This is a genomic window from Neobacillus citreus (genome assembly GCF_018343545.2).
GTDB classification, from domain to species: Bacteria; Bacillota; Bacilli; order Bacillales; family Cytobacillaceae; genus Neobacillus; species Neobacillus citreus.
The window spans coordinates 32,005-56,590 of sequence record NZ_JAGYPE020000003.1; the positions used below are offsets into that span (position 1 = coordinate 32,005).

18 protein-coding genes are annotated in these 24,586 nt (G+C 41.2%); 13 read left to right on the forward strand and 5 right to left on the reverse strand.

Features of this window, described 5'->3' with window-relative positions; all coding sequences use genetic code 11:
- The first annotated feature begins 8 nt into the window (after positions 1 to 8).
- From scpA to KHB02_RS02855, 3 genes are all read left to right on the forward strand, one after another.
- A complete protein-coding gene (gene scpA / locus KHB02_RS02845) occupies positions 9 to 2,138 on the forward strand; it encodes a methylmalonyl-CoA mutase (protein ID WP_241113695.1) in 2,130 nt (709 codons plus the stop codon).
- Positions 2,138 to 3,304 (forward strand): methylmalonyl Co-A mutase-associated GTPase MeaB, encoded by a 1,167-nt coding sequence (meaB, locus tag KHB02_RS02850; protein ID WP_420848060.1) that lies wholly within the window; start codon positions 2,138 to 2,140, stop codon positions 3,302 to 3,304. The genes scpA and meaB overlap by 1 nt, the downstream gene beginning before the upstream one ends.
- Before the next feature lie 71 nt (positions 3,305 to 3,375).
- Positions 3,376 to 4,926, forward strand: coding sequence for an acyl-CoA carboxylase subunit beta (locus tag KHB02_RS02855; RefSeq protein WP_213145890.1), 1,551 nt, complete (start codon positions 3,376 to 3,378; stop codon positions 4,924 to 4,926).
- A gap of 524 nt (positions 4,927 to 5,450) precedes the next feature.
- Here the strand turns inward: KHB02_RS02855 and KHB02_RS02860 are convergent.
- Positions 5,451 to 6,983 (reverse strand): serine hydrolase domain-containing protein, encoded by a 1,533-nt coding sequence (locus KHB02_RS02860; protein ID WP_213145891.1) that lies wholly within the window; start codon positions 6,981 to 6,983, stop codon positions 5,451 to 5,453.
- 223 nt (positions 6,984 to 7,206) lie between these two features.
- Entirely contained in the window at positions 7,207 to 7,611 is a 405-nt protein-coding gene (locus KHB02_RS02865) for a DUF6223 family protein (RefSeq protein WP_213145892.1), read from the reverse strand.
- 212 nt (positions 7,612 to 7,823) lie between these two features.
- Between KHB02_RS02865 and KHB02_RS02870 the strand changes: the two genes are divergently transcribed.
- The 5 genes from KHB02_RS02870 to KHB02_RS02890 all read left to right on the forward strand — a co-directional run bounded on the left by KHB02_RS02870 (position 7,824) and on the right by KHB02_RS02890 (position 12,520).
- Positions 7,824 to 8,510, forward strand: coding sequence for a response regulator transcription factor (locus tag KHB02_RS02870; protein ID WP_213145893.1), 687 nt, complete (start codon positions 7,824 to 7,826; stop codon positions 8,508 to 8,510).
- Positions 8,507 to 9,625 carry a sensor histidine kinase gene (locus tag KHB02_RS02875; protein ID WP_213145894.1) on the forward strand — a complete coding sequence of 373 codons (1,119 nt, stop codon included), beginning with the start codon at positions 8,507 to 8,509 and terminating at the stop codon, positions 9,623 to 9,625. Before KHB02_RS02870 ends, KHB02_RS02875 begins: the two co-directional genes overlap by 4 nt.
- Before the next feature lie 127 nt (positions 9,626 to 9,752).
- Positions 9,753 to 10,901 (forward strand): FAD-dependent monooxygenase, encoded by a 1,149-nt coding sequence (locus KHB02_RS02880; RefSeq protein ID WP_213145895.1) that lies wholly within the window; start codon positions 9,753 to 9,755, stop codon positions 10,899 to 10,901.
- A 190-nt stretch (positions 10,902 to 11,091) separates the two neighbouring features.
- Entirely contained in the window at positions 11,092 to 11,553 is a 462-nt protein-coding gene (locus tag KHB02_RS02885; protein WP_213145896.1) for a GNAT family N-acetyltransferase, read from the forward strand.
- Between the two features lie 382 nt (positions 11,554 to 11,935).
- Entirely contained in the window at positions 11,936 to 12,520 is a 585-nt protein-coding gene (locus KHB02_RS02890) for a hypothetical protein (RefSeq protein WP_213145897.1), read from the forward strand.
- Between the two features lie 240 nt (positions 12,521 to 12,760).
- Here KHB02_RS02890 and KHB02_RS02895 read toward each other — a convergent pair whose 3' ends face one another.
- Positions 12,761 to 13,684 carry an alpha/beta hydrolase gene (locus KHB02_RS02895; protein WP_213145898.1) on the reverse strand — a complete coding sequence of 308 codons (924 nt, stop codon included), beginning with the start codon at positions 13,682 to 13,684 and terminating at the stop codon, positions 12,761 to 12,763.
- Positions 13,685 to 15,240: 1,556 nt separating this feature from the next.
- On the opposite strand from KHB02_RS02895, the gene KHB02_RS02900 reads away from it, so the two are divergent.
- Complete coding sequence (locus KHB02_RS02900) at positions 15,241 to 15,486, forward strand: hypothetical protein (protein ID WP_213145900.1); 246 nt, start codon at positions 15,241 to 15,243, stop codon at positions 15,484 to 15,486.
- Positions 15,487 to 15,747: 261 nt separating this feature from the next.
- On the opposite strand, the gene fabF is transcribed toward KHB02_RS02900, so the two are convergent.
- Positions 15,748 to 16,983, reverse strand: coding sequence for a beta-ketoacyl-ACP synthase II (fabF, locus tag KHB02_RS02905; RefSeq protein WP_213146067.1), 1,236 nt, complete (start codon positions 16,981 to 16,983; stop codon positions 15,748 to 15,750).
- Between the two features lie 109 nt (positions 16,984 to 17,092).
- Between fabF and KHB02_RS02910 the strand changes: the two genes are divergently transcribed.
- Positions 17,093 to 17,932: a helix-turn-helix transcriptional regulator gene (locus KHB02_RS02910; protein WP_213145901.1), complete on the forward strand. Its 840-nt coding sequence runs from the start codon at positions 17,093 to 17,095 to the stop codon at positions 17,930 to 17,932.
- Positions 17,933 to 18,239: 307 nt separating this feature from the next.
- Here KHB02_RS02910 and KHB02_RS02915 read toward each other — a convergent pair whose 3' ends face one another.
- Positions 18,240 to 19,142 (reverse strand): LysR family transcriptional regulator, encoded by a 903-nt coding sequence (locus tag KHB02_RS02915; protein ID WP_213145902.1) that lies wholly within the window; start codon positions 19,140 to 19,142, stop codon positions 18,240 to 18,242.
- Positions 19,143 to 19,374: 232 nt separating this feature from the next.
- Here KHB02_RS02915 and KHB02_RS02920 point away from each other — a divergent pair, with 232 nt between their 5' ends.
- The 3 genes from KHB02_RS02920 (at position 19,375) to KHB02_RS02930 (ending at position 24,386) form a co-directional block, all read left to right on the forward strand.
- Positions 19,375 to 20,712, forward strand: a complete 1,338-nt coding sequence (locus KHB02_RS02920) for an ArgE/DapE family deacylase (RefSeq protein ID WP_213145903.1) — start codon at positions 19,375 to 19,377, stop codon at positions 20,710 to 20,712.
- A 224-nt stretch (positions 20,713 to 20,936) separates the two neighbouring features.
- Positions 20,937 to 22,310, forward strand: a complete 1,374-nt coding sequence (locus tag KHB02_RS02925; protein WP_213145904.1) for an MFS transporter — start codon at positions 20,937 to 20,939, stop codon at positions 22,308 to 22,310.
- 576 nt (positions 22,311 to 22,886) lie between these two features.
- The gene (locus KHB02_RS02930) at positions 22,887 to 24,386 is read left to right on the forward strand and encodes an NCS1 family nucleobase:cation symporter-1 (protein ID WP_213145905.1); all 1,500 of its coding nucleotides are present in this window, start codon (positions 22,887 to 22,889) and stop codon (positions 24,384 to 24,386) included.
- Positions 24,387 to 24,586 lie beyond the last annotated feature (200 nt).

The window sequence follows — 24,586 nt, forward strand, 5'->3', positions numbered from 1 at the left end:
TTGATTATATGGAAAAATCTCCATCTGCTATTAAGGAGCCTATGGAAAGGGCGGCTTTAGACGAATTTAAATGGCAAACAATGGAGCAAATTGATGTAAAGCCTTTGTACGATCAGAACGACATGACCGGCATGGAACACTTAGGCTATGTTGCTGGGGTCGCCCCATTTTTACGAGGGCCTTATCCGACCATGTATGTAACAAAGCCATGGACGGTACGTCAATATGCAGGATTTTCTACAGCGGAGGAAAGCAATGCGTTCTACCGCCGTAACCTGGCTGCAGGTCAGAAGGGGCTTTCGATTGCCTTTGACCTTGCTACACATCGCGGTTATGATTCCGATCATCCAAGAGTAGTCGGGGATGTCGGAAAAGCAGGGGTCGCAGTAGATTCGATCTTGGATATGAAGATTCTGTTTGACGGCATTCCGCTCGATAAAATGTCGGTTTCGATGACCATGAATGGCGCCGTTCTTCCAATTATGGCTTTCTACATAGTGGCCGCGGAGGAACAGGGTGTTCATCAGTCACAGCTGACCGGCACGATTCAAAATGATATTTTAAAAGAATATATGGTTCGGAATACGTATATTTATCCGCCTGAAGCATCAATGCGGATTATTGCAGATATTTTCGCTTACACTTCACAGCATATGCCAAAGTTCAACAGTATCAGTATTTCCGGTTATCACATGCAGGAAGCGGGAGCCACGGCGGATATTGAATTAGGCTACACACTTGCGGATGGGTTGGAATATGTAAGGACCGGATTAAAAGCCGGTATCGACATCGATTCATTTGCCCCGCGTTTATCATTCTTCTGGGCAATCGGGATGAATTACTTTATGGAAGTAGCAAAAATGCGTGCAGCCCGGATGATTTGGGCAAAGCTCATCAAGCAGTTTAATCCGAAAAATGAAAAATCGATGGCGTTAAGGACACATAGTCAAACCTCGGGCTGGAGTCTTACGGAGCAGGATCCGTTTAATAATGTAACAAGAACTTGCATCGAAGCGATGGCGGCCGCATTAGGTCATACCCAGTCGCTTCATACGAATGCACTGGACGAAGCAATCGCACTTCCAACCGATTTTTCAGCCAGGATTGCCCGTAATACCCAATTGTTTTTGCAGGATGAAACAGGGATTTGCAGGGTAGTAGATCCATGGGGCGGGTCTTATTATGTGGAATCGCTGACCCAGGATTTAGTAAATCGCGCGTGGGCACATATCCAGGAAATTGAAGCACTTGGCGGTATGGCGAAGGCGATCGAAACAGGCCTGCCGAAAATGCGTATTGAAGAGGCAGCAGCCCGGCGCCAAGCTCACATTGATTCAGGAAAGGAAACCATCATTGGAGTCAACCATTACCGATTAGATAAGGAAGATCCGCTGGATATACTGGAAGTAGACAATACCACCGTTCGTGAAGCTCAGATTCAGAGATTAAGAGAATTGCGGGAGAATCGTGATGAAGCTAGAGTGAAATCAACACTCGATGCTATTACAAGGGCTGCAGAAACTGGTGAAGGAAATCTGTTGGCGTTAGCGATTGAGGCAGCTAGAGCAAGAGCGAGCCTTGGGGAAATATCAGATGCCTATGAAAAGGCAGTCGGACGACATAAGGCGGTTATTCGCTCTATTTCAGGCGTATATAGTGCCGAGTTTGGTGAAGATGAACAGGTGGAAAAAGTAAGGAAAATGGCTGATGAGTTCGAAAAACAGGAAGGCAGACGTCCAAGGATTATGATTGCCAAAATGGGGCAGGACGGACATGACCGCGGGGCAAAGGTCATTGCTACTGCATTTGCGGATTTGGGCTTTGATGTCGATATTGGACCGCTGTTCCAAACACCGGAGGAAACTGCCAGGCAGGCCGTGGAAAATGATGTCCATATTGTCGGCATGAGTTCCTTAGCTGCAGGCCATAAAACCTTATTACCACAATTAATAGAAGAATTGCGAAAACTGGGCCGTGAAGATATCGTCGTCGTTGTCGGCGGGGTTATTCCGGCACAGGATTATGAATTCCTTTTGCAAAACGGAGCTGCAGCGATTTTTGGCCCTGGGACAGTCATACCGGTTGCCGCCCAAAAAGTGATCGAAGAGATCAACCGCCGGCTTGAGGATGACTACTAATCATGGATCGAAAAGAGAAGAAACCGGAATGGGTTCCTAAAGGCGGGGGTGCTGCATTCGCTTCCCATGTACTTGAAGGTGTTACAAAGGTTCACTCTGAAGCGGCCGGCAATACGAACAATTTAACACCTTCACTTCCACCGCGGAGGCGCAGGTTAAAAGTGAATGACTATGTTCAAGGTGTTCTTTCGAGAAACCGAACGATCCTAGCACAAACGATTACTCTAATTGAAAGCAATCAGGCAGCACATATGGAAATGGCTCAAGAAGTGTTGAAGCAGCTGCTTCCATATACCGGAAATTCAATACGGGTTGGCATAACAGGCGTTCCCGGTGCAGGCAAGAGTACATTAATCGAAGCATTAGGAACCATGCTTTGTGAAAAAGGTAAACACGTTGCGGTTTTGGCCGTTGATCCGAGCAGTACCGTTACAGGGGGAAGCATTCTTGGTGATAAAACCAGAATGGAATTGCTTTCCCGACATCCTCATGCCTTTATCCGCCCTTCTGCCTCAGGAGGAACGCTTGGCGGCGTAAATCGCAAGAGCAGGGAGACTATGCTTATTTGTGAAGCAGCCGGATTTGATGTCATTCTTGTTGAAACGGTTGGGGTCGGGCAAAGTGAAGTGACTGTCCGTTCGATGGTAGATTTCTTTTTATTAGTCATGCTGACGGGCGGCGGCGACGAGCTTCAAGGAATCAAAAAAGGGGTCATTGAACTGGCTGATGCCATTCTTGTAAATAAAGCGGACGGTTCAAACAAACAGCGGGCATTGGCGGCAAAGGCTGAATTTAACCGAATTTTGCATTATTTACAGCCGGTAACAGAAGGATGGTTTCCAAAGGCCTTTACATGTTCTGCCCTAACAGGTGAAGGGATGGCTGAAATCTGGGAAGTGATTCAAGAATTCCAAAGCAAAACATCTAAATCTGGTGTGTTCAAGCAGCGGCGCCGGAAACAGACCATTAATTGGACTTATACCATGGTTGAGGATTACCTTAGGTCAAGTTTTTTTAATCACCCGGAAGTGAACAGACTTATTCCAGTCATTGAGAATGCTTTGGGAACTGGGGAAATGTCAGCAACAATGGCTGCAAAACAATTGTTAAAAACATTTGAGGAAGCCAGTTTGAAAAATAGGGATGATGAAGGATTATTCCGGTAAACGTTCAAAATGAATGGAGCAAATTGTAAATATCATTAGGCAATTAACAGAAAGTCAGGTGAGTAACGTCGATGAGCACCCTTTATGAAAAAATAGATGACCTAATGGATCGCAAGCGTAAGGTAGAACTTGGCGGCGGGGACGACCGGATTGATGCCCAGCATAACAGCGGCAAGCTGACAGCCAGAGAACGGATTGACCTGTTGCTTGATGAGGATACCTTCGTCGAATTAAATCCGTTTATCCAACATCGTGCCACGAACTTCGGAATGGATAAAATCGAAGCCCCAGGGGAAGGGGTTGTCACCGGCTATGGGAAAATTGACGGCCGTCCTGTTTATGTATTTTCCCAGGATTTCACCGTTTTTGGCGGTGCACTTGGTGAAATGCATGCACTTAAAATAGCACGAATTATGGATCTAGCAGCCAAAAATGGTGCACCAGTCATTGGTTTGAACGATTCTGGCGGTGCCCGGATTCAAGAAGGGGTTGTCTCCCTTGACGGTTATGGAGATATTTTTTATCGTAATTCCATTTATTCCGGAGTGATTCCGCAAATATCCGTCATTCTCGGCCCATGTGCCGGCGGCGCCGTCTATTCCCCAGCGATTACAGATTTTATCTTTATGGTGGAGAAGACGAGTAAGATGTTCATTACCGGTCCTAAGGTAATTGAAGCAGTGACCGGCGAAAAAATTTCGGCTGAGAATCTGGGTGGTGCAAAGGTTCACTCCAGTATTAGCGGAGTTGCTCATTTCACCGCAGAGTCTGAGCCAGAGGTATTAGATGAGGTTAGGAAATTAATGAGCTATTTGCCGCAAAATAACATGGAAAAACCGCCCGTGCTCGAGGCGGAAAAAGACGATGGCTGGAACAATGATTTGATCGATCTTGTTCCCATTGAAGGGACCAAAGTTTATGATGTGCTCAAGGTGATTGAGCAGGTAGTGGATGATGGAGACTTTTTTCAAGTCCAAGCAAACTATGCGAAAAATATTGTAGTTGGTTTCGGACGGATTGATGGCCATAGTGTAGGAATTATTGCCAATCAGCCCAAAGTAATGGCAGGCGGCTTAGATATCAACTCTTCTGATAAATTGTCCAGGTTTATCCGTTTCTGTGATTCTTTTAATATTCCGTTAATCACGTTTGAAGATGTAACGGGATTTTTCCCTGGGATCAATCAGGAGCATGGCGGGATTATCCGTCATGGAGCAAAAATTCTTTACGCTTATTCGGAAGCGACCGTTCCGAAGATTACCGTTATTCTAAGAAAAGCCTTTGGCGGTGCTTATGTTGCGTTGAACTCGAAAGCAATTGGGGCAGATATGGTTTACGCATGGCCGAATGCGGAGGTTGCTGTGATGGGACCGGAGGGTGCTGCCAATATTATCTTTGCAAAAGAAATTGAACAAAGTGAAGACCCTGTTGCAACCAGGGCGCAAAAGATTGCTGAATACCGTGAGAAGTTTTCGAATCCATATGTAGCAGCCTCCCGTGGTATGGTTGATGATGTCATTGATCCTCGCGAAACACGCAAGAAGCTGAAAGAGTCGCTGGAAATGCTCCGGACAAAGAAGGAAACAAGACCGGCGAAGAAGCATGGGAATATTCCGTTGTAAAAAATATTTGGTTATCCATAAAACGCACTCCAACCTTTACAACTCATTCAGTGCTGTATTTTTGCACAAGGTACGACTGTTCACAGTACAGAAAAAGGCTGGCTCCCTTGGAACCAGGATTTTCTTTTGATTATGGAGACTGAGAATCTCTTTACTCTTATTTCAAGAGATTATTCCGTTAGTAACGAGGTTTTAAAGATTAGCCAAAACTTAGATTAAGAGATAGTATCCATTCAGAAAATATTATTCACTCAAAGCTTTTGACTAGATACCACAGGTGAGTTTGTTTAAATTTGAGCTAAGGTAAAAATCCCGGGATCTAAATCAAACCCCGGGATTTTCTCAAATAATCTTATTCGCCACGTCAAGGGTATTCGTTGAACTAGTCAGTTAAATGTCAACCTCCAAATCTACAATGTCCAGTTTAGTTCAAACTTCAATCTTTTAATCTCTCACGCGCACCTTCCCGCCATTACTTGACTAGGGAATAAGGTGGTGAACAGGAAACAATTCCACTTTATTCTTCAACTCAGATGTTTTTTATGCCAAATCGAACGAACCAACCGAATAATTTCCATACTTCCCTTCAGTGCCATAAGTCCAGTCACTATTTTCAGCCATAGGAATACGTCCGGCTGAAAGATGGTTGCCATATGCCATACCGGTACCACTTGAGTCATACTCAACACCAGGATCATAAACAGACCTGCAAAATTTAGAACAATTCTTGATAATACTTTGATAGATATTTTAGTATGGTTAGAATTGTCAGGACTCCACGGCCCAAGGCAGCACTTCGCAGTTCGAGCGGTCGTATATAATAGCCATGCGCTTAGTATGAATAGTAATCCATTTATAAGCATGTATTTCTGTGAAATGCTTAGACCTGATTCTCCAATCGGCTGTTCATTCAGCAAATTTATGACCCCGGAGGCAATGTGGGTAGTCGTAATAACATGTGTATCGGGCCATTCGGCATCGATTGCGTCTAGGACGTTAGCGAATACAATAACTCCTAGCTGTTGTTCCGAAACCATAAAAGTTTGGGCTTGGAAGCCTAATGAGCCACCGGGCGAACCGATAACCCGTAAACCGTTAATATCATCTGACGACCATCCCATGGCGTACGTTCCTGGAACAGGTTCGGTCTGCATTAGACGTATGCTTTCCGAAGTGAGCACGGAATCATCTTCAAATCGGCCTCCATTCATCTGGGCAATCAAGTAATGGCTCATGTCCTTCGCGCTGGTATACATATAGCCCGCCGGCGAATCCCCTGCAATATAAACAAAGGGGCCATCGTAGGGAACGTTGTATCCAAATATCCGACGGTAGGGCGTAGCCAGTCCGTGTGTGGCCGCTTCATCAAGCGTAACGTAGCTGTCTTGCATAGACAGGGGCTCGAAAATATTTTCTTTTACATAATCTCCATAGGATTGGCCGGATACTCGTTGTACAATATAGCCAAGAAGTACATAATTTGCGTTCGAATAAGTGTAGGGATGTTCGGTTTGCTTGGTTTGCTTTAAAAACTTTTCCGCATAAGACAAGGCGTTTTTCTCTATGGCATCTTGATATTGATCGTTGGCACTTGACAGTGTGTTGCTAAAAGTTGAGATTTGGGTGAACCCGCTTGTTTGATTAAGCAACTGACGTACAGTAATGAACTCTGCTCCTATAAACATGGCGGGGAGATAGCGCTGTATAGGCGCATCTAAGTCAATTTTTCCTGATTCGGCAAGTTGCAGAACGGCAATAGCGGTAATCGACTTGCCAATCGAACCTAATCCGAAAGGTGTTTCAGGTGTTACAGGGCGACCCGATGAATCGGCTTGACCATATCCCTTAAGGTAGAGAATGCGATTACCCTGTACAATCCCGAGAGCCAGCCCCGGAAGACGTTGTCGTTTCATTTCACGGGCAATATACGCATCTATTTCGGAGTAGACTGAAGTTCCAGATCGCTCTTCTTGCATGCTTTCATCACTTCTCGCTGAACTGAATAGGGGAAAGATGATAAAACCACACAAGATTATTGCTATTATTCTTATTTTCATTTACATTCCATCCCTAGTTATTTTTCTGTAAACCTGTTTGACGTAATCGGTGCATGTTTAAGGTTTAAATGTTACGGATGTACAGGTGTTTTGAATTCAGCTAAATCAAGAATTCTTTGCTGTCTATGGTGTTACTGTCTTGGAATAAAAATAAAGAGAACAAGGATACTGGACATTCCATATAGATTAATATATTAGTATATACATACAATTATAGGTCCGGTCAGTTGGTGCGACGGGAGCGGGCCAAAGTCAACCCAGCGAGGATCATGCTAGTCAGCCCCATCACTATGGCAATGATGGCCCCGAGTCGCCCGTCACCGGTGCCAGGACCACCAGGGAATATGGTCACGTGAACCCCAGCGTAAGCTGTGACAATTAACCCCACCACCATGGCGACGATGGCCCCACGTCGCCCGCTGCCGGTACCGAAACGACCGTTGGACCGGGCCAGTGACAGCCCAGCGAGGATTGTGCCGATCAGCCCTACCACCGCGTCCATCGTGGCCCAGAGTCTCCCGGGGGTAAATCCGTATCCGATATTACCGTTGGCCACTTCAGCAGAGGCCAGTGTCGGCACAAGTAGAAATGTACAAAGTATTACGAATGTAACTAGCTTCATTTTCATTTATTAATTCCTCCTCTTTGTTGTTCTTGCAAACTGAATATTGCTATTACTCTTGTTTCACAGTCAGTTTAAACAATGAATGTCGAGAACTTATGCAGATCTTCCTCTTTTTCTGTGGATTTCTTCCAGAACATGTTAAATCACGGTATAATTTTCGGTAAGTGGTGTACTCCAGCACTGGATGCAGACAAAAGTGGAAAGAGGTGATTGGAATGGAAACGAAATTGTTGCTTGTGGAGGACGAACCGGGCATGCTTGAGGAAATGTACACCTATCTGCAACGTGAAGGTTTTCGAGTATTGACCGCCTGTACTGGCAAGGAAGCGCTCAGGATTGCCCGGTCTGAACGGCCTGAAATCATCGTGCTTGATTGGATGCTCCCTGAAAAAAGCGGCATCGAGGTATGCCGCGAAATTAGGCATACATCAAATTGCGGTATTATTATGGTCACGGCCCGATCGGATGAATCGGATAAAATCGTCGGACTGGAAATTGGGGCAGACGATTATTTGACGAAGCCGTTCAGCCTACGCGAGCTTGCATCGCGCATTCGTGCTTTGCTTCGCCGTTTGCGCGGACCTGAAGACAGGATGATGTTCTTAGAAAGAGACAACCTGATCATTTCCGAGGCCAAATGTCAGGTATTCAAGGACGGCCAGGAGATCCAACTGACACCAACGGAATTCAAAATTTTATACACATTGGCTGCGAGACCCGGAATGGTTTTCAGCCGCTTGCAATTATTAAAAACTGCACTGTCGGACGAATATATGGGATACGAAAGGACTATGGATTCCCATATCCGGAATCTTCGCCGCAAGCTGGGAGACGATCCGGCCAATCCTCGTTATATTCAAACGGTATACGGTTTCGGTTACCGATTCGGTGAACAATCATGACGTTGACGGTACGCCAAAAAATATTTGTCTGCATGGGAGTGCTCGTTGTTATCCTCGGCGCCTTTCATATCCTTACCAATCACTTTTACATTGATTTTTTGTTTGATCAATTTCGTAAGGAAGAAATGGGATTATCCTATTTGAACGCACCGCCTTGGGAACAAATCGAGATCTTGAAGACTTACGTTTTAGGTGAGATGCAGCAATTTTGGCTTGGAAAATGGGTATTATTTGTAGCAACCGGGCTGTTATTCAGTTTATGGATTTCGGGGATGCTGACAATCCCGCTTAGAAAGCTCGTTGGCGCTATCGAACGCGTTGCAAAGGGGGATCTTGACGTGAACGTTCCTGTACAATCAAAAGACGAATACGGTAAAGTAATCCAGACATTCAACGACATGACACTTCGCCTCCGGGAAGCTGAGGATGCCCGCAGGCGGTTAGTAGCCGATATCGCTCATGAGCTTCGAACTCCGCTGTCTATCATGCAACTAAAATTAGAAAATGCTCAACAGGCAGGTCAATACGTCCCTCCGGAAATGCTGCTTAGACTCCATGACGAAGTGATCCGCTTAGGCCTGCTTGTGGAAGATCTTCATGTCTTGTCGTTGGCTGAGGCGGGCCGGTTGGCGTTGGACTGCAAACCGCTAGATCTGTCGGCAAGACTTGAACAAGTCGTTGAAGATGTGAAAATGGAGGCTGAAGAGAACGGACTGGAATTGCGCTTCTATTCGAACAAGAGGCCGGTAACGGTGATGGCCGACGCAAGACGGATTACGCAGGTGTTCATCAATTTGTTGTCAAATGCAATCCGCTACACGCCGGAAGGAGGAAAAATTTCAGTTGTAATTGAAGACAAGGTCTTGGATCGGAATGAAGTCTATACAAGTGTCTCAGTGATAGATACTGGCATCGGAATTCCAGCCGAAGAGCTGGACCACCTATTCGATCGATTTTATCGTGTGGAAAAGGCCCGTTCGCGGCATACAGGCGGAACGGGGCTCGGATTATCGATCGCTCATCATTTTGTCAGAGCCCACGGCGGGTTCATCCGCGTCGTGAGTGAGCCTGATCAAGGTACGACATTTACTGTTTATTTGCCTTTGGGTAAATGATAGTAAAAAAGGCTCTTTTTAAACAAATTGGTTCAAGTCTATTTAAGATGGGTGTTTTTTTCATTTTTATAGCTGCGATCACTACAACTAGTATTGAAAATTGGTAAGTAAAATGGAGGATATTAAAATGAAATATGACTTCATTATTGCAGGAGGCGGGATAACTGGATTAACTTCAGCAATTGCATTACAAAAAGAAGGATTTCGGGTTAAAGTTCTTGAACGTACCAAAGAATTAAAAGAGGTTGGGGCAGGGCTGGGTCTTGGAGCTAACGCTTGGAAAGGACTTGCCCGTTTGGAGATCACTAATGACTTAGAAGCGAAATGCAATCTAATAAAAAGTACGAAATTCCTGGATCAAGAAGGTAATCTGATAAGTGAAATGGATATTGAACGCCTTAACCAGAAATACGGTGTCGCTTATGTTACTGTCCATCGTGCGGAATTGCAAAAGGCCCTCGTCCAACACCTTCAACCTGGTACACTTGAACTTGGAAAAAAGATCATCCATTTTGAACAAAGTGAAACTGGAGTTACAATTTATCTGGAAAATGGGAATACCCTAGAAGGAGATGCGCTCATAGCAGCAGACGGTATCCATTCCACCGTACGGAAAATTTGTTTCCCGAACATAAAGCCCCGTTATTCAGGCTATACGTGTTGGCGTGCTGTTGTTAACGTACCTAAAGAAAAGGATTTATCAGGAGAATTTACCGAAACATGGGGTACTAAAGGGCGGTTTGGTATTGTTCCTCTAAATAACAATCAAATATATTGGTTTGCATGTGTCAACGCGCCTTATCAAAGCAAAGACCTCTTAGATTTTACAACGAATGATTTGTATCATCTTTTTCAAACTTATCATTCCCCTGTACCAGAAATAATCAAATGCACAAATGACAACGACCTAATATGGAATGACATCATTGATATAAAGCCTATGAATCGTTTTGCTTTCAATAAGATTCTGCTTATAGGTGATGCTGCACATGCGACTACCCCCAACATTGGCCAAGGGGCGGGCCAAGCAATCGAAGATGCACTCATACTAAGCCAGGTTTTAAAGAGTAATAGAAATATGGAAGAAGCATTTACTGAATTTGAAAATTTACGTATTTCAAAGACAAAAAAGATTGTTAATTTGTCATGGCGAATAGGAAAAGCAGCACAGTTAGATAATCGTCTTCTAATTAGCATTCGTAATTCAATTATGCGAAGGCTGCCATCTAAAATTCAAGAAAAACAGTTAGAATCAGTTTTTCATACGGATTTTTAATGACGTTGATTACTGGGATGAAATATCCTCTTAGGGTTTATTGCACTAACAGGGGCTGAATAGTTGAATAAGAAAATCTATCAATAAGTAAAACGTATTAAATGTGATAAAATAATAGCAATTAACTTATGGAGTCAAATCAGTTAGCATAGAAGTTAATAAAAGGTTTACGAATAAGAGGGGGATTTGATTGAAGACAGAAATAAGGTTTAGAATGGCGACTGAAAAAGATTTAGACAGTATTGTTGCAATGCTTGCTGATGATGTTTTGGGAAGTAAACGTGAGCGTTATGAGCATCCACTTCCTAATAGTTACATAAAAGCATTTGAGGCTATTACATCTGACCCTAATAACGAGTTAGTAGTGGCTTGTGACGGTGATGAAGTGATTGGGGTACAACAAATTACTTTTACACCTTATATCACACATCAAGGCGGTTGGCGAGCTACTATCGAAGGAGTAAGAACATCCGCTTCTGTAAGAGGTAAGGGTGTAGGTACTGAACTTATAAAATGGGCAATTCAACGTGCAGAAGCACGTGGTTGTCATTTAGTACAACTGACAACTGATAAAAAAAGACCAGATGCGTTAAGGTTTTATGAACGGTTAGGTTTTAAAGCAACACATGAAGGTTTAAAGCTGAAGCTTTAAAAATTGGTGGCGTTTCCAAACACTTCAATAGCCACTTTATCTAAGGTAGAAGCTGTATTCTGTTTAATTCCATTGGCTCCTCACTTTATCAATCCCTTGTCTTTCATTTACATGAAACGTGGGGACGGTTCTACTGCCACAAAAATCTGATGCATGGGTACTGTCTTCTTGTTAACTTTCATAAAAAAGTTATTACTCCACACACTTATTTTTAAATTCAAGTTTATGTCATTTGATGTCTGCGTTATAATTAAGTATGTTGTCATCATTTTTGTAAGATTGACAGAAATGTTCTTAAGCTAATACATATTTGTAAAAGATGAGCCTAATCTTAGGCTTATACATATTAACGAAAATAAACTACTTCGAGGAGATGGCTGCATTGTCAATAGAGGTGCTATCGAAAAACACAGCGGACATTTTTAATGCGATTATTAGGGAGCCCAATTGGGATAAAGTGGAGTTGCAAGAAGGGATTAGGAAGATTTTTTTACAAGCAAGAGACAGTGTGGGTTCTCCTGAAGAGTACCTGGAGTCACTATTGGTAAATGTTACACTTCAATATGCATATACCAATACTGCCGTATCTTTCTTAATGGAGTGTATTGAAGAGGAGAAGTTTCTCTCTCATGAAAGCTTCCAATCGACTTTGGTGAATGTTCCTAATCAAGTGAAGGAATCGAATTTCATTGCCGAAAACATGCCTAGGTTTAAGGAGTTAGTATATCAAGGCTCAACCATTGAAGAGCAAGTACCACATGCCGAAAGTGTTTACTTCCAAACCAAGCTAGTAAACGATTTATTGATTGGATTTATCGGGATCTTCCTGGAACCGAATAATAGAAATTATATGGAGAATTACTTGGAATATTCTTCTCAAGTAGTCGTGGATGCCGTTATGAACTATTGCCAAGCCTATTCTAATCATATTTTAGAAGAGATAAACTCGATGAACTCGACTCAATAGAAAAGTTCTGACCCTGAAAATCTATACATTAGAATACAAATACCAAGTGGAGAAAAGCGATCCGTTTTTCTCCATTTGTTTTATTTAGGGACGCTATACCTATAAAAATAATGGTAAAATAAAGAAAATGAATGTTCTAAGGAGAGGGCCGGGATGGATAATCTCGGAATTATAACATCCAAATTCCTGCAGGAATTCTCCGTTGATTTAAAAGAAATATTTTGACACACGGGAATTTTACTAAGATCTTAAGTACCTATCAAGAAACTGGACAACACGGCGCGTATACTCTTTTTTATTCATAGGATACGAATGAATGTGTTGACAACCCTCCGTCAGCCATAATTCTCTATAGTTACTGGATGAGACCGAATGGAATAAACTTTTACTTTCGGTATAAGGAATGGCTTTATCTGTTTTACTGTGAATGAATAAGAAAGATTTTCCCTTAGCGTTCTTTACATGATTGATTGGGGAAACCTCATTAGGGTCAATTTTAAGGAGTTTTCGCATGGAGTGATAAATAATTGATGTAAAGGGCTTCTTCGGTAATTTGGACCAATAAGAAAGATTTTCTTTTAAAAACGGTTCTAAATCACTAAAGGGGCTATCGGCAATGATGGCAGAGACTGCAGAATGTTCGCATCCAGCAATAAGCGCAGTGGAAGCACCCATACTCCAGCCTAGAAGAGCGATGTGTTTCTGATTTTTTTTCTGAATGGCATAATCAATGGCTGCATATAAATCGTGATTTTCAAAGAATCCTAACCCCGTCGTTCTTCCTTTTGATTTACCGGCATTTCGAAAATCAAACATCAACACATTATATCCTTGTTCCGAAAGAACTCTAGCAAGCTTGAGTCCTTCAATCCCTTCCATGGAACGTTCATTCATATAACCGTGTGCAGTAATGACTGTTTTTTTGCTTTGCTTTGAAGCCGAAGGAATCCACCAGCCAGCTAGCTTAACTTTGTCTTTTCGGCTGTGAAATTCGATTTCCTCGAAATCCATACCGTAATCCCTCGGGTTTTTCGTAGTTTTTGCAGGGAAGGGATGGGTTAGATACAATCCGATGCTAAGAGGGGGGAGAAAAAATAAAAAGGGTACTGCCAATAACGGCCGCCAGAGGGATTTACTTTTTTTCTCCTTTTTCTCCTCATCCATTCTAACTCCTCCTGTCCATTTTAAGTAATCGGTACTTTATCATATGCCGATGAACAAAAAACGGAAAAACCAAAATTGTTATATTGGGATTTTTTGGACGAAATTGTTTGCGGAAAAAATTATGAGTTAACGAAAAAAGGGGGATTGCACAGGATGCAGTAAGTGGTTCAGATGAAGTAGATTTTGTATGGAATGGATTATCAAAGAGACTCAAATAGTTATACGCTGAGTGTAGATTAATAATAAGGAATCCTAATTATAAAATTAATATCGCATCCTCTATGAATTGTTTTTTACCCAAGAAATAATGTTTTTAGCACAGAAATATAAAAATTTAGATACTCATAATAATATTCACCGGAAAGTGATGAAATTGAAGCCCCCTTCCCGCATCTTCAAACGACCAGTGGACAAAAAGAATTAATAAGCTGCTGCACCCATCTATTCTAATATCCGGACTCTATTGATTAAATCATTGATGGGTTTTTAGGATGCTCTAAGAATTAGGAGTTTTATTTGATAGTACCAGGCGAAAGGGAAAAGCTACACTTGTTTCAAACATTGACCCTGCACGTCCTACGACGGTGGTTTCAGAAGGTAAACTCTAATTCATAATGGAACTCCCTCACTTCTTTATGTAATTACCATAATACACCAAATTATTTTATTAATTATAAAAGATATTTCTCCCAAAAATAAGATTAAAGAAATGGGGGATTATGAATGGGTGGCTAAAAGCAGTTGGCCGATATGGCAAAAGAATGAAGGCGGTTGTTGTACAAATGAAGTCAGAGGACTATCTGGTTATGCGTGTATAACATTTTAAGATGAAAGGATCGATTGTATGAGTGACAAATCATGGAGGGTAGACACTTATCAAGAAGGACCATATAAAATAAGTGTTAGGAAGAATTTAGAAAATGATCGAGTGGACGAAGGGGATATACCTGAAAACCAACTTCCGGAACGTATCAATCTTAATAACAAAGAGTAAGTAAATCGTTTTTAATTATCAATTATAGGAATATCCGCCAATCAGATATTTTTTTTTTAACTTGTTTTTTGATACAAAAGGTCAGGTAAGACTTATAATGAGCATTTTAACGGATTCACCCTGACCCAATTTGACGGAGCGACAATAATAATTGGATAGTGCGAGAACTTCAAAAGGACGTACCAAATGGTTCGCCTTTTTATATTTGTTGAAGAAAGTTGCCATCTTTGTTAAAGGGATAAAATACTATGGTAATCGGCGGTTTACTAGCTTAAATCAGGTCGAATCCCTGTTAAGGGATTGATTATTTATAAATTCTTAAAGGAGCGTTGAGAAGAATATTTTTCAAGTTTAATCATACTTCTCTTCCTAATGTTAACGTTATATTGTATAGCTTGTTCTTTTTTATCACCATACTGATTTGTTGGCGAAATTAATTAAATAAGGAAAATTAACCTCAACTTTTAGTAATTCAATTACTTATTGAAAAGATGTGATTTATATTCTAGTAGAATGAAAGATTGATGCTTGAAAAAATCGAATCATTGTATGGGGGATTTATATGAAAGAATTTGAAGAAATACAAGTAACCAAAAAAATTCTGAAATCAATCACTTGGAACAAATGTGGGAAGTCTAAAGAAATAACTGACTTCGGGTTCGAACAAGATGAATTCCATTCCGTTAATTTAACATTTGGCTATGGATCAATGTATGATGAAGAAAGGTGGAAATTTGATATTTGTGAAAGATGTTTGGTAGATTTTGTGAAAACCTTCAAACATGCTCCCGACATCTACGAAGACTAGCATTTTCTAAACTTTATTCATTGTTATTGTTTACTTTCAATCATTTAAATAAACAAAATTTATACCCAAATAAATACAGGTTGCACAAAGACTGTTAAGTAGTCTTCTGCGATACCTCTTTGTTATTTGGCATCAATATGAGTACTAAAGATACTCAGGTTTTAGTCTTGGAATTCTTGAAAGAATATTTCGAATCAGACCCCCAGCAAGCTAGCTTTAACGCGCAGGGGGTCTGACTCAGTTTTTTCCAACTAATCAATTTTATTCATATCTTTTCAATACAATGGCCGAATTATGACCTCCAAATCCAAATGAATTGGAAATGCCAATCGATAATGGAACCTTCCTTGCGCCCTCTGCTACATAATCTAAATCACAATTTGAGTCTTGATTTTCTATATTAATAGTTGGAGGGACGATTCCATCCTGCAGGCTTTTCACCAGTGCAATGGCCTCTACTCCGCCAGCAGCACCAAGCATGTGACCAAGCATTGATTTATTAGCGGTAACTGGTATTTGATAGGCATGATCTCCAAACAACCTCTTTATGGCCATTGTTTCAGAAATGTCGCCGACCTGTGTACTCGTTGCATGGGCGCTGATCATGTCCACTTCCTCAATTGATATATTTGCTTTTTTTAAAGCATTTTTCATAGCTAAATAGGCACCTTTTCCTTCAGGGTGGGAAGCGACCATATGATGGGCATCAGAACTTGCGCCGTATCCAATTACTTCACATAAAATCGGGGCATTTCTGTCAAGAGCATGTTCTAATGACTCTAATACTAAAATTCCTGCTCCTTCGCTCATGACAAAACCATCTCTATCCGCATCAAACGGCCGGCTTGCGAGTGTAGGCTCCTCATTTCTAGTTGATAACGCCTTGGCATTGCCGAAACTGGCCAAAGATAAATTGGTGATCGCTGCTTCCGTCCCACCGGCAACAATAACATCTGCATCACCATAGCGAATGGTATTGAATGCTTCGCCAATCGCCGTGTTACCAATGGAACACGCCGTTACTGGTGACAATGAGGGACCATGCGCACCATATTTAATACTAATTTGAGCAGCTGCTGCATTCGAAATCATCATTGGGACTAAATTGGGGCTGACTCTTCCGGGACCTCGTTCGTTTAATACATTCACATTATCAACAAAGGTCTGGATTCCTCCAATGCCAGATCCAACATATACACCAAAACGTTCATGGTCAATCTCATCCAGCTGTAATTGAGAAGCCGCCAGAGCTTGATCAGCTGCAGCTAGAGCAAATTGGGCAAAACGGTCCAATCGTCTTGCTTCCTTTTGTCCCAAGAGCTCTTCTGGATTGAAGTTCCGTACAACGCCAGCAATTTTTGTTTTAGAATTGGAAACATCAATAGTATCAATATAGGATATTCCAGATTTTCCCTCAATCAAATTACGCCAAAATGTATCAAGATCATTTCCAAGAGGGGAAATAATCCCCATTCCAGTAATCACTACTCTGTTCATCATCATTCCTCCTACAAACCATTTTTTACTATATATTACCGTATATTTATCCTATTACAAGTTGTTGTTTATCATAGTATAATGAATACCATAATAGGAGGGACATTATATGAATCCTGAAAATAGACTGCAAGCGTTATCGGAATTCTTAAAAGCAAAGAGATCAAAACTGCTTCCGCAAATGGTTGGACTGCCATCAGGTTCACGGAGAAGGACTCCGGGTCTTAGAAGAGAAGAGGTTGCTCAAATAGCGGGTGTAAGTACAACCTGGTATACATGGTTAGAGCAGGGGAGAGATATTAAAGTATCGGCTTCCGTATTAGATGCCATTTCAGATGCCTTACAGCTAAATAAAGATGAAAAAAAGTATTTATATGCATTGGCTTTGGAAGAAGGAGCGGATCCTGTCATCTCTAATATAGAAGAAACAATCATTAGCCCGTCCCTGAAAAGAATTCTCCAGGAACTTCAATACTGTCCAACGATTATTACGGATAGACGGTTATTTATTGTAGGGTGGAATCTGGCCGCTGCGAAGGTTTTTTTAGATTTCGAACAGATTCCAAAAGAGGATCGGAATCTGATTGAATTACTATTTTCAAGAAAAGAATTTAAAAGTTTAGCTGTCAATTGGGAGCATTTCGTGAAAGGGTTTATCGCCATTTTTCGTTCCTATTACGGACAATATGTAGCTGACAAATGGTACATACAATTTATTGAGGATATGGAACAGACCTACCCAGAATTTCGCCTATTATGGAATGAAGGCGAAGTAAGTTCAGCTCCAGAAATGCAGATTGATTTTCGTCATGCCAAAGCCGGGAAAATGGTCTTTAATCTAACTTCTTTACAAGTACAAGGAAATAATGATTTACGATGCAGTGTCTACACTCCGGCTGACAACACGGCAACCGAAACAAAGTTGAAACGGTTAATGGAGAATAAATAATAAAGCATGGGGACGGTTCTTTTGCCTCATTTTCTAGTGAAAGTGAGGCACGAGAATCGTCTGAACCTGTGCATCCTTCGGACAAAATCGCTTGAAAAAAGGGGCAGAAGTGTCCGAACTTATGCAACCTTCGGACAAAATTGCCTAAAAAAGAGGCGGAAGTGTCCTAACCTTCTAGAGGTGTTTTTTCAGTGGTCTCGATCAGTTCTTTTGCCTCATTTTCTAACGAAAGTGAGGCACGAGAACCGTCCCCATGCTTCCCCATGCTTCACCAGACACGAGAACCATCCTCATGAACCCCCATGCATCAATTCGAAATAACTTCTAGGTTAAAATGTTCTCTTAGAAATGAAATAAAGGATGATATGATGGGTGAGTTTTCTTGTTTGTGCCATGCGACGGCAAATTTATAGGTAGTTAGACTCTCTTGGAGCGGCAGGTAAACAATTTGGTTATTTTTTAAGGATTGAATGGAAGATGGTAGTATGGCAATGCCCATTCCTGCCGCAACGAGTGAAGTGACGGTTGGCAGTTCTAATGCTTCCTGTGCTTTTTGAGGGCTGAATCCTGCGTTCTGGCAAAGACTGATAATTGAGTCGTAATAACTAGTACCCGCTTCCCTTGGAGTCATAACAAAAAGGTCATTTGCAAGAAGAGATAGGTCAATTGCTCCCTGAAGGGAAGCCAATGGATGTGTAATCGGAAGGGCAACAACATACGACTCTTCTCGAAGTATTTCCACATTAAGAGAATCACTGTCAATTGGAGGGATTAATAGGCCCGCATGAATGGTCCTTCCATGAAGGGCATCCACTTGTTCACTTGTTGTCAATTGACGTAACACAATGTTTATATTTGGATGTTTTGCGCGATAGCTCCGAACCAATGATGGAAGGAGATCAAAAGCTAAAGCTCCTGTAAAAGCTAAAATAAGCTGCCCCGCTTCGCCACGATGAATTCTCCCGGCTTCCTCACATGATAAGTTGATATGATTGACAATTTCATATGCTCTTTGGAGAAAAACTTTTCCCGCATTGGTCAATTCAACCCGCTGTTTTGTCCGTTCAAAAAGTACTGCATCCAATTCACTTTCCAGTTGTTTAATCTGCTGGCTTAACGGCGGCTGTGCCATTTGTAAACGCTGAGCAGCCCTGCCAAAATGCAGTTCCTCCGCTACAGCAATAAAATATTTTAAGTGTCTCAATTCCAATCTCATCACCTCGAAATCTAACCTTAATACTTTTTACATATTAACCTATCAATAAATAGGTATTAGAAATATTTTGAAAATCATTATAAAATCAGTTTAACAAATATTCGGAAGGATGTGAATTTTCTAAGTAATTGTACAAAATGTCATTTAAATAGGCAACTATAAAAGGTGTCTATTAAATGAATGCACTTGTTCATTTAAACAAAATAATAGTATGGAGGAATTTGAAATGCAAACAGTTTTATCAAGTGGAATTCGTCAAAAAGTAAGTAGTTATATGAAAGAAAATCGTGAAGAATTAATTAAAGGTCTTCAAAAATTAATCCAAATCCCAAGTGAAACGGGCTACGAGGGTCCTGTACAGGAACATATTCAAAAGGTCATGTTAAACCTGGGCCTTGAGGTCGATACATTTGAAGCAGATCCTGTGAAAGTTCGGCAGCACCCTGAATATACGGAGTCTGAAGTAGAGCGACGCGTTGGGTTTAAGGGCCGTCCGAATGTTGTCGGTAAATGGGCCGGATCAGAAGATGCCCGTTCGCTTTTACTTTTTACCCATATTGATACAGTGCCTATTGGTGATTTAGTGCACTGGAGTTACCCTCCAACTGAAGGCGTTATTGAAAACGGTCTCATGTACGGAAGAGGAACAGCTGATAATAAAGGCGGTTACGGCTCCGTCCTCGCAGCATTAGAGGTCATCAAAGGAATGGGTCTAAAGCCAAAGGGAAATATTACAACGATTGCCGTTGTCGATGAAGAGGTAGGGGGAGCCGGCGGCGCCGTTGCCATGGTTCAATACCTTGAAGAGCAGAATTTCACAGCAGATGCCTGTATTTACCCGCATCCGCTGACAACGGGTGCAGGACCGCAAATTGCTTGTGCCGGCGGTTTAATTTTTAAAGTAAGAGTAACAGGTTTGGCTGCTCACAACCTAAATGGTCAGGTTGGTGTAAACGCAATCGGAAAAGCAATGAAAATATATGATGCTTTAGTAGAATTAGACAATGAACGAGTCAAAACGGTCAGTTACGCTCCATTCGAACGATATTTTGCAGCCTCTGATATGCAAGTTCGTTCAAGTAACTTAACACCTGCGATGATCAATGCAGGGGAATGGGCTTATAAAGTTCCAGCCGAATGTGAATTGACTGGAACAATCGGTTATCCTCCAAATGAAACAGTAGAAGAAGTGAAGGCACAAATCGAAAATGCCATTAAAGCGGTTGCTGAAAACGATGAATGGCTATCGCAAAACCCGCCGGAAATCAGCTATGAATGGCATACAAGCCCAGCAGAAATCAGCCCGGACCATCCGTTTGTTCAAATGGTTAAGAAAAATATTGATGACGTGGTTGGAAGAACAACAGAAATTTACGGAATGCCTACCTTTAGTGATATCCGCTTCCCGCTGCTTTACATGAATATGCCGGCCATCATTTATGGACCAAAAGGAGGCAACCTCCATGGAGCGGATGAGTGGGTCAATATTCAAGATTGGCTAGACTGTGTTGAAACGAACGTTCTAAATATTCTGGAATGGTCTGGTTTTGAAGAAATTAAATAATAATAACACTTCAATCAACAAATCAAGGTTTTACTAAATGGATTTAGACAATAAAGCGGGCTGAATGCCTTTAAATAGAATGCATTCAGCTCGAATGAATCCCTTTAAGATTGAATTTCGTCCGTTCTTAGTGTTCGGAATCCTAAAAATTTCGTAATAAGAGAACAAATCTAGTAGGTGTAAATTTTTCAGTAATAGATAGATAAGCTAAGGGGAGGACAACTATGGCCAATATCGGAGCTAGAATTGAAAGAATTCCAGATAACAAATACAACAAGGGTTTATTGGTAAAAACGGGAATAGGTAATACATTTGATTCCATGGATATCGCAATGGTTGCGTTCGTATTGCCTTCCATTATTGGTTTATGGAGTTTATCTTCAGAACAAGCAGGGTTACTAGGAAGTTCTGTTTTGATTGGTTACCTGTTTGGAGCGTTTTTCTCCGGCTGGCTGGGTGATAAAATAGGCAGAAAAAAGATTATTATGTGGACACTGATCATTTATTCCCTAGCAACCTTAGTTAGTGCATTTTCAGGAGCATGGGAACATTTCTTTTGGATGCGTGTCATTGCAGGTATTGGGACCGGAGGTGAAAGCGCTATCATTGCTCCCTATTTAGCCGAATTAATAGCAAGTAAATATCGTGGAAAATATATAGGGGCATTGACTGGGTTTCACTCATTTGGTTATGTAGCGGCTGCCATTATTGGTTATATTGTTGTTCCAGCCTCAGAAAATGGCTGGCGGATTGCCCTAATTATAACAGCATTGCCAATCTTTTTAGTTCTTTACTGGAGAAGGGCGCTGCCTGAATCTCCTAGATGGCTGGAATCTAGCGGCAGATTGGAACAAGCTGAGCAAGAAATGAGAAAATTAGAACAAGGCGTCGAGAAATATACAGGGAAACTTCCGGAGCCCGCCGAAATAGCTCCGCCCCAAGTGACCAAAGGAAGCTTCTTTACCCTCTGGAACAAAAAATATGTGAAAAGAACTATTATGATCTATATTCTATGGTTCTCGGTTATCTTTTCCTATTACGGTTTCTTTACATGGCTGCCAACGTTACTATATAAACAGGGTTTTGAAATTTCTAAATCATTCTTGTTTTCGATTCTCATCTACGTTGCGCAAATTCCCGGATATTTTTCCGCTGCCTATTTAAATGATGTGCTAGGCCGGAAAAAGCTCATTTGTACTTATTTAGGATTAGCGGCCATTTCAGCTTTTTGTTTAAGCCAAGCCCATACTTCATCAACGATCCTTATCTCAGGTTTCTTCACATCACTGTTTATGGTAGGTTCAATGGCAGGAATGTATACGTATACACCTGAACAATATCCTACTATCATTCGGTCAACAGGTACAGGTTCTGCTTCCGCATTTGGAAGAATTGGAGGATTGCTAGCACCGATTTATATTGGGTACATGTATCCAATCTTCGGATTTATCGGCGTATTCTTAATGACAACTGGCGTTTTATTAATTGGAATGGTATCTACGTTCATTTTAGGAACAGAAACAAAAGCTAAAATGTTAGATGATTTAAATGATGATAATGTTGATAAAGATGATTCTGATCTTAATAAAGTAGTTTAATTATCTTCTGTTTATCTTCCGTAAATAGGAAAGAAGTAACAAGTTTAATGAAATAAGCAAAAAGGCAGGAAAATATCCGGCAATTAGCGAACATGTTTTTTGGCAAAAAAAGATAGGTTGTGTAATTTGAGAAAGCTTTATGAAGAAGAAATGGAATTTAGGATTCCAGGAAACAGGTTTTGCACCATTTGTTGTTATAGAAATTTACGCATCAGATGGATGGAAATGTGATATACGACCGTATTTTGTAAACGCTAACAACAATTCTTCCATTCATTTATAACTCCTAAACAATTAGCAGAATGAAAAAACTAATTCCATAAATCTCCTAATCTATGTATAAGTCGGATAATAGTGTCAAATGAAAAGATTCAAATGATCCGAAAAAATCTATGTAAGTTAACCTAACTCGATTTGACGAATGTTCAAAAAAATATGTTAGGTATAAAAACATAGATGACAGGGTAAAGAGGAGATGAACATGTAAGTAGAAAGGCAATACTTATTCTTGTTGGATATGGAATAGCGAAAAATAGTAAATTCATTCAAAAAAACCAATTTAAAGGGGTTTGGTAAATGGCCATTATAGAGCCTAAACAGGTGGAAGAGGTTAACAATTCGCTTAGTAACGATGATTTACTGCCGGTCCCAAAGGAAGAACGGACTTGGAAAACGCAGAACTTTGCCTCAATGTGGATGGGAGTGATCAATAACATCCCAACATATGCGGCAATTGGAGGATTAGTTGTTCTTGGATTTTCACCATTGCAAGTCATTGGAATTGTTTTGCTCGCTTCCCTCATACTTTACGGCGCCCTTGCTCTAAATGGGCATGCCGGGTCAAAATATGGAATTCCCTTTCCCGTTCTTGCAAGAACCTCTTTTGGGGTATTGGGTGCAAACGTTCCAGCCTTGCTGCGAGGAATCGTGGCGATCGTATGGTTAGGAATTCAAGCCTATTCAGGGAGTGCCGCATTTAATATAGCATTTACACTTCTTTGGCCGGGCTGGGCTAAACTTGGTGGAGATTGGTCATTTATCGGGATTAACCTTCCTGGCTTGTTATCCTTCCTGATCTTTTGGGGAATTCACTTCCTTATTTTAAAACGCGGGATGGAGTCACTTAAGAAATTTCAGGCTTATGCCGGTCCAATTGTTTATATTGTATTAATCGGAATTCTTTGGTGGGCGATTGACTCCTCCAGAGGGTTAAAGGTAATTTTCTCTCAACCGGGAAAATATGAAACCTTTGGGTCTGCACTATTTCCATTTATTGCCGCGGTAGCAGGGATTATTGGAATTTGGTCCACCCTAATTCTCAACATCCCAGATTTCACTAGATTTGCAAGATCACAGAAAGATCAGATTAAAGGCCAATTATATGGACTTCCGGTCACTTTTACGATATTTACGTTTGTTACGGTAACGGCAACAGCTGCTTCCACCATCGTCTTCGGTAAGCCGATTGGGGATATCATTGTCCTTCTGCAGCAGTTTGATCGTCCAATCGTCATTGCGATTGCGGCTATTATTCTAGCAGTTGCTACAATAACGGTAAATGTTATTGCAAACTTAGTTTCACCAGCTTATGATTTAGCTAACCTATTTCCAAAATATATTACCTTTAAACGGGGCTTTTACCTCACCATGCTGGCTGCATTATTCACCGTTCCGTGGAAATTAATAGAAAACGCAGAAACAATTTTTACCATGCTTAATTTGATTGGCGGTGCACTTGGTCCAATAGCTGGGGTTATGATTGCCGATTACTATATTATTCGCAAACGTAAACTGTCGGTTGCTGATATTTATACGTTAAACGGTGAGTACAGGTATTATAAGGGATATAATTACCGCGCATTTGCTGCAACGTTGGTTAGCGGAGTCATTGCTTTAATCGGTGCCTTTGTCCCATCACTAAAAGCTTTATATGAGATTTCCTGGTTTTTAGGGGTCACGATATCATTTGTCTCGTATATCGGCTTGATGCGCATACATCCTCCAGTTGTGTCAAAAGACCTTGTGGATCGAAGAGAAGTAGAAATAATGGACGAACTAGAGGAAGTCGCAGAATAATAGCTGAATAGGGTTGAAGAAAAGGAAGGATTCTGTAGAATCATATCAGAATATTCAGTCTACTAACACTGAGCATTTCGGGGAATCCTTTCCTGATAAGAAACCACTTTGCCCTTGAAGGGAGTGATGAAGCTTTTTTTACCACAAAGCCTTTGACACCATCGAAGAATTTACAATTTTTTTCAACGACAATAGGTGAA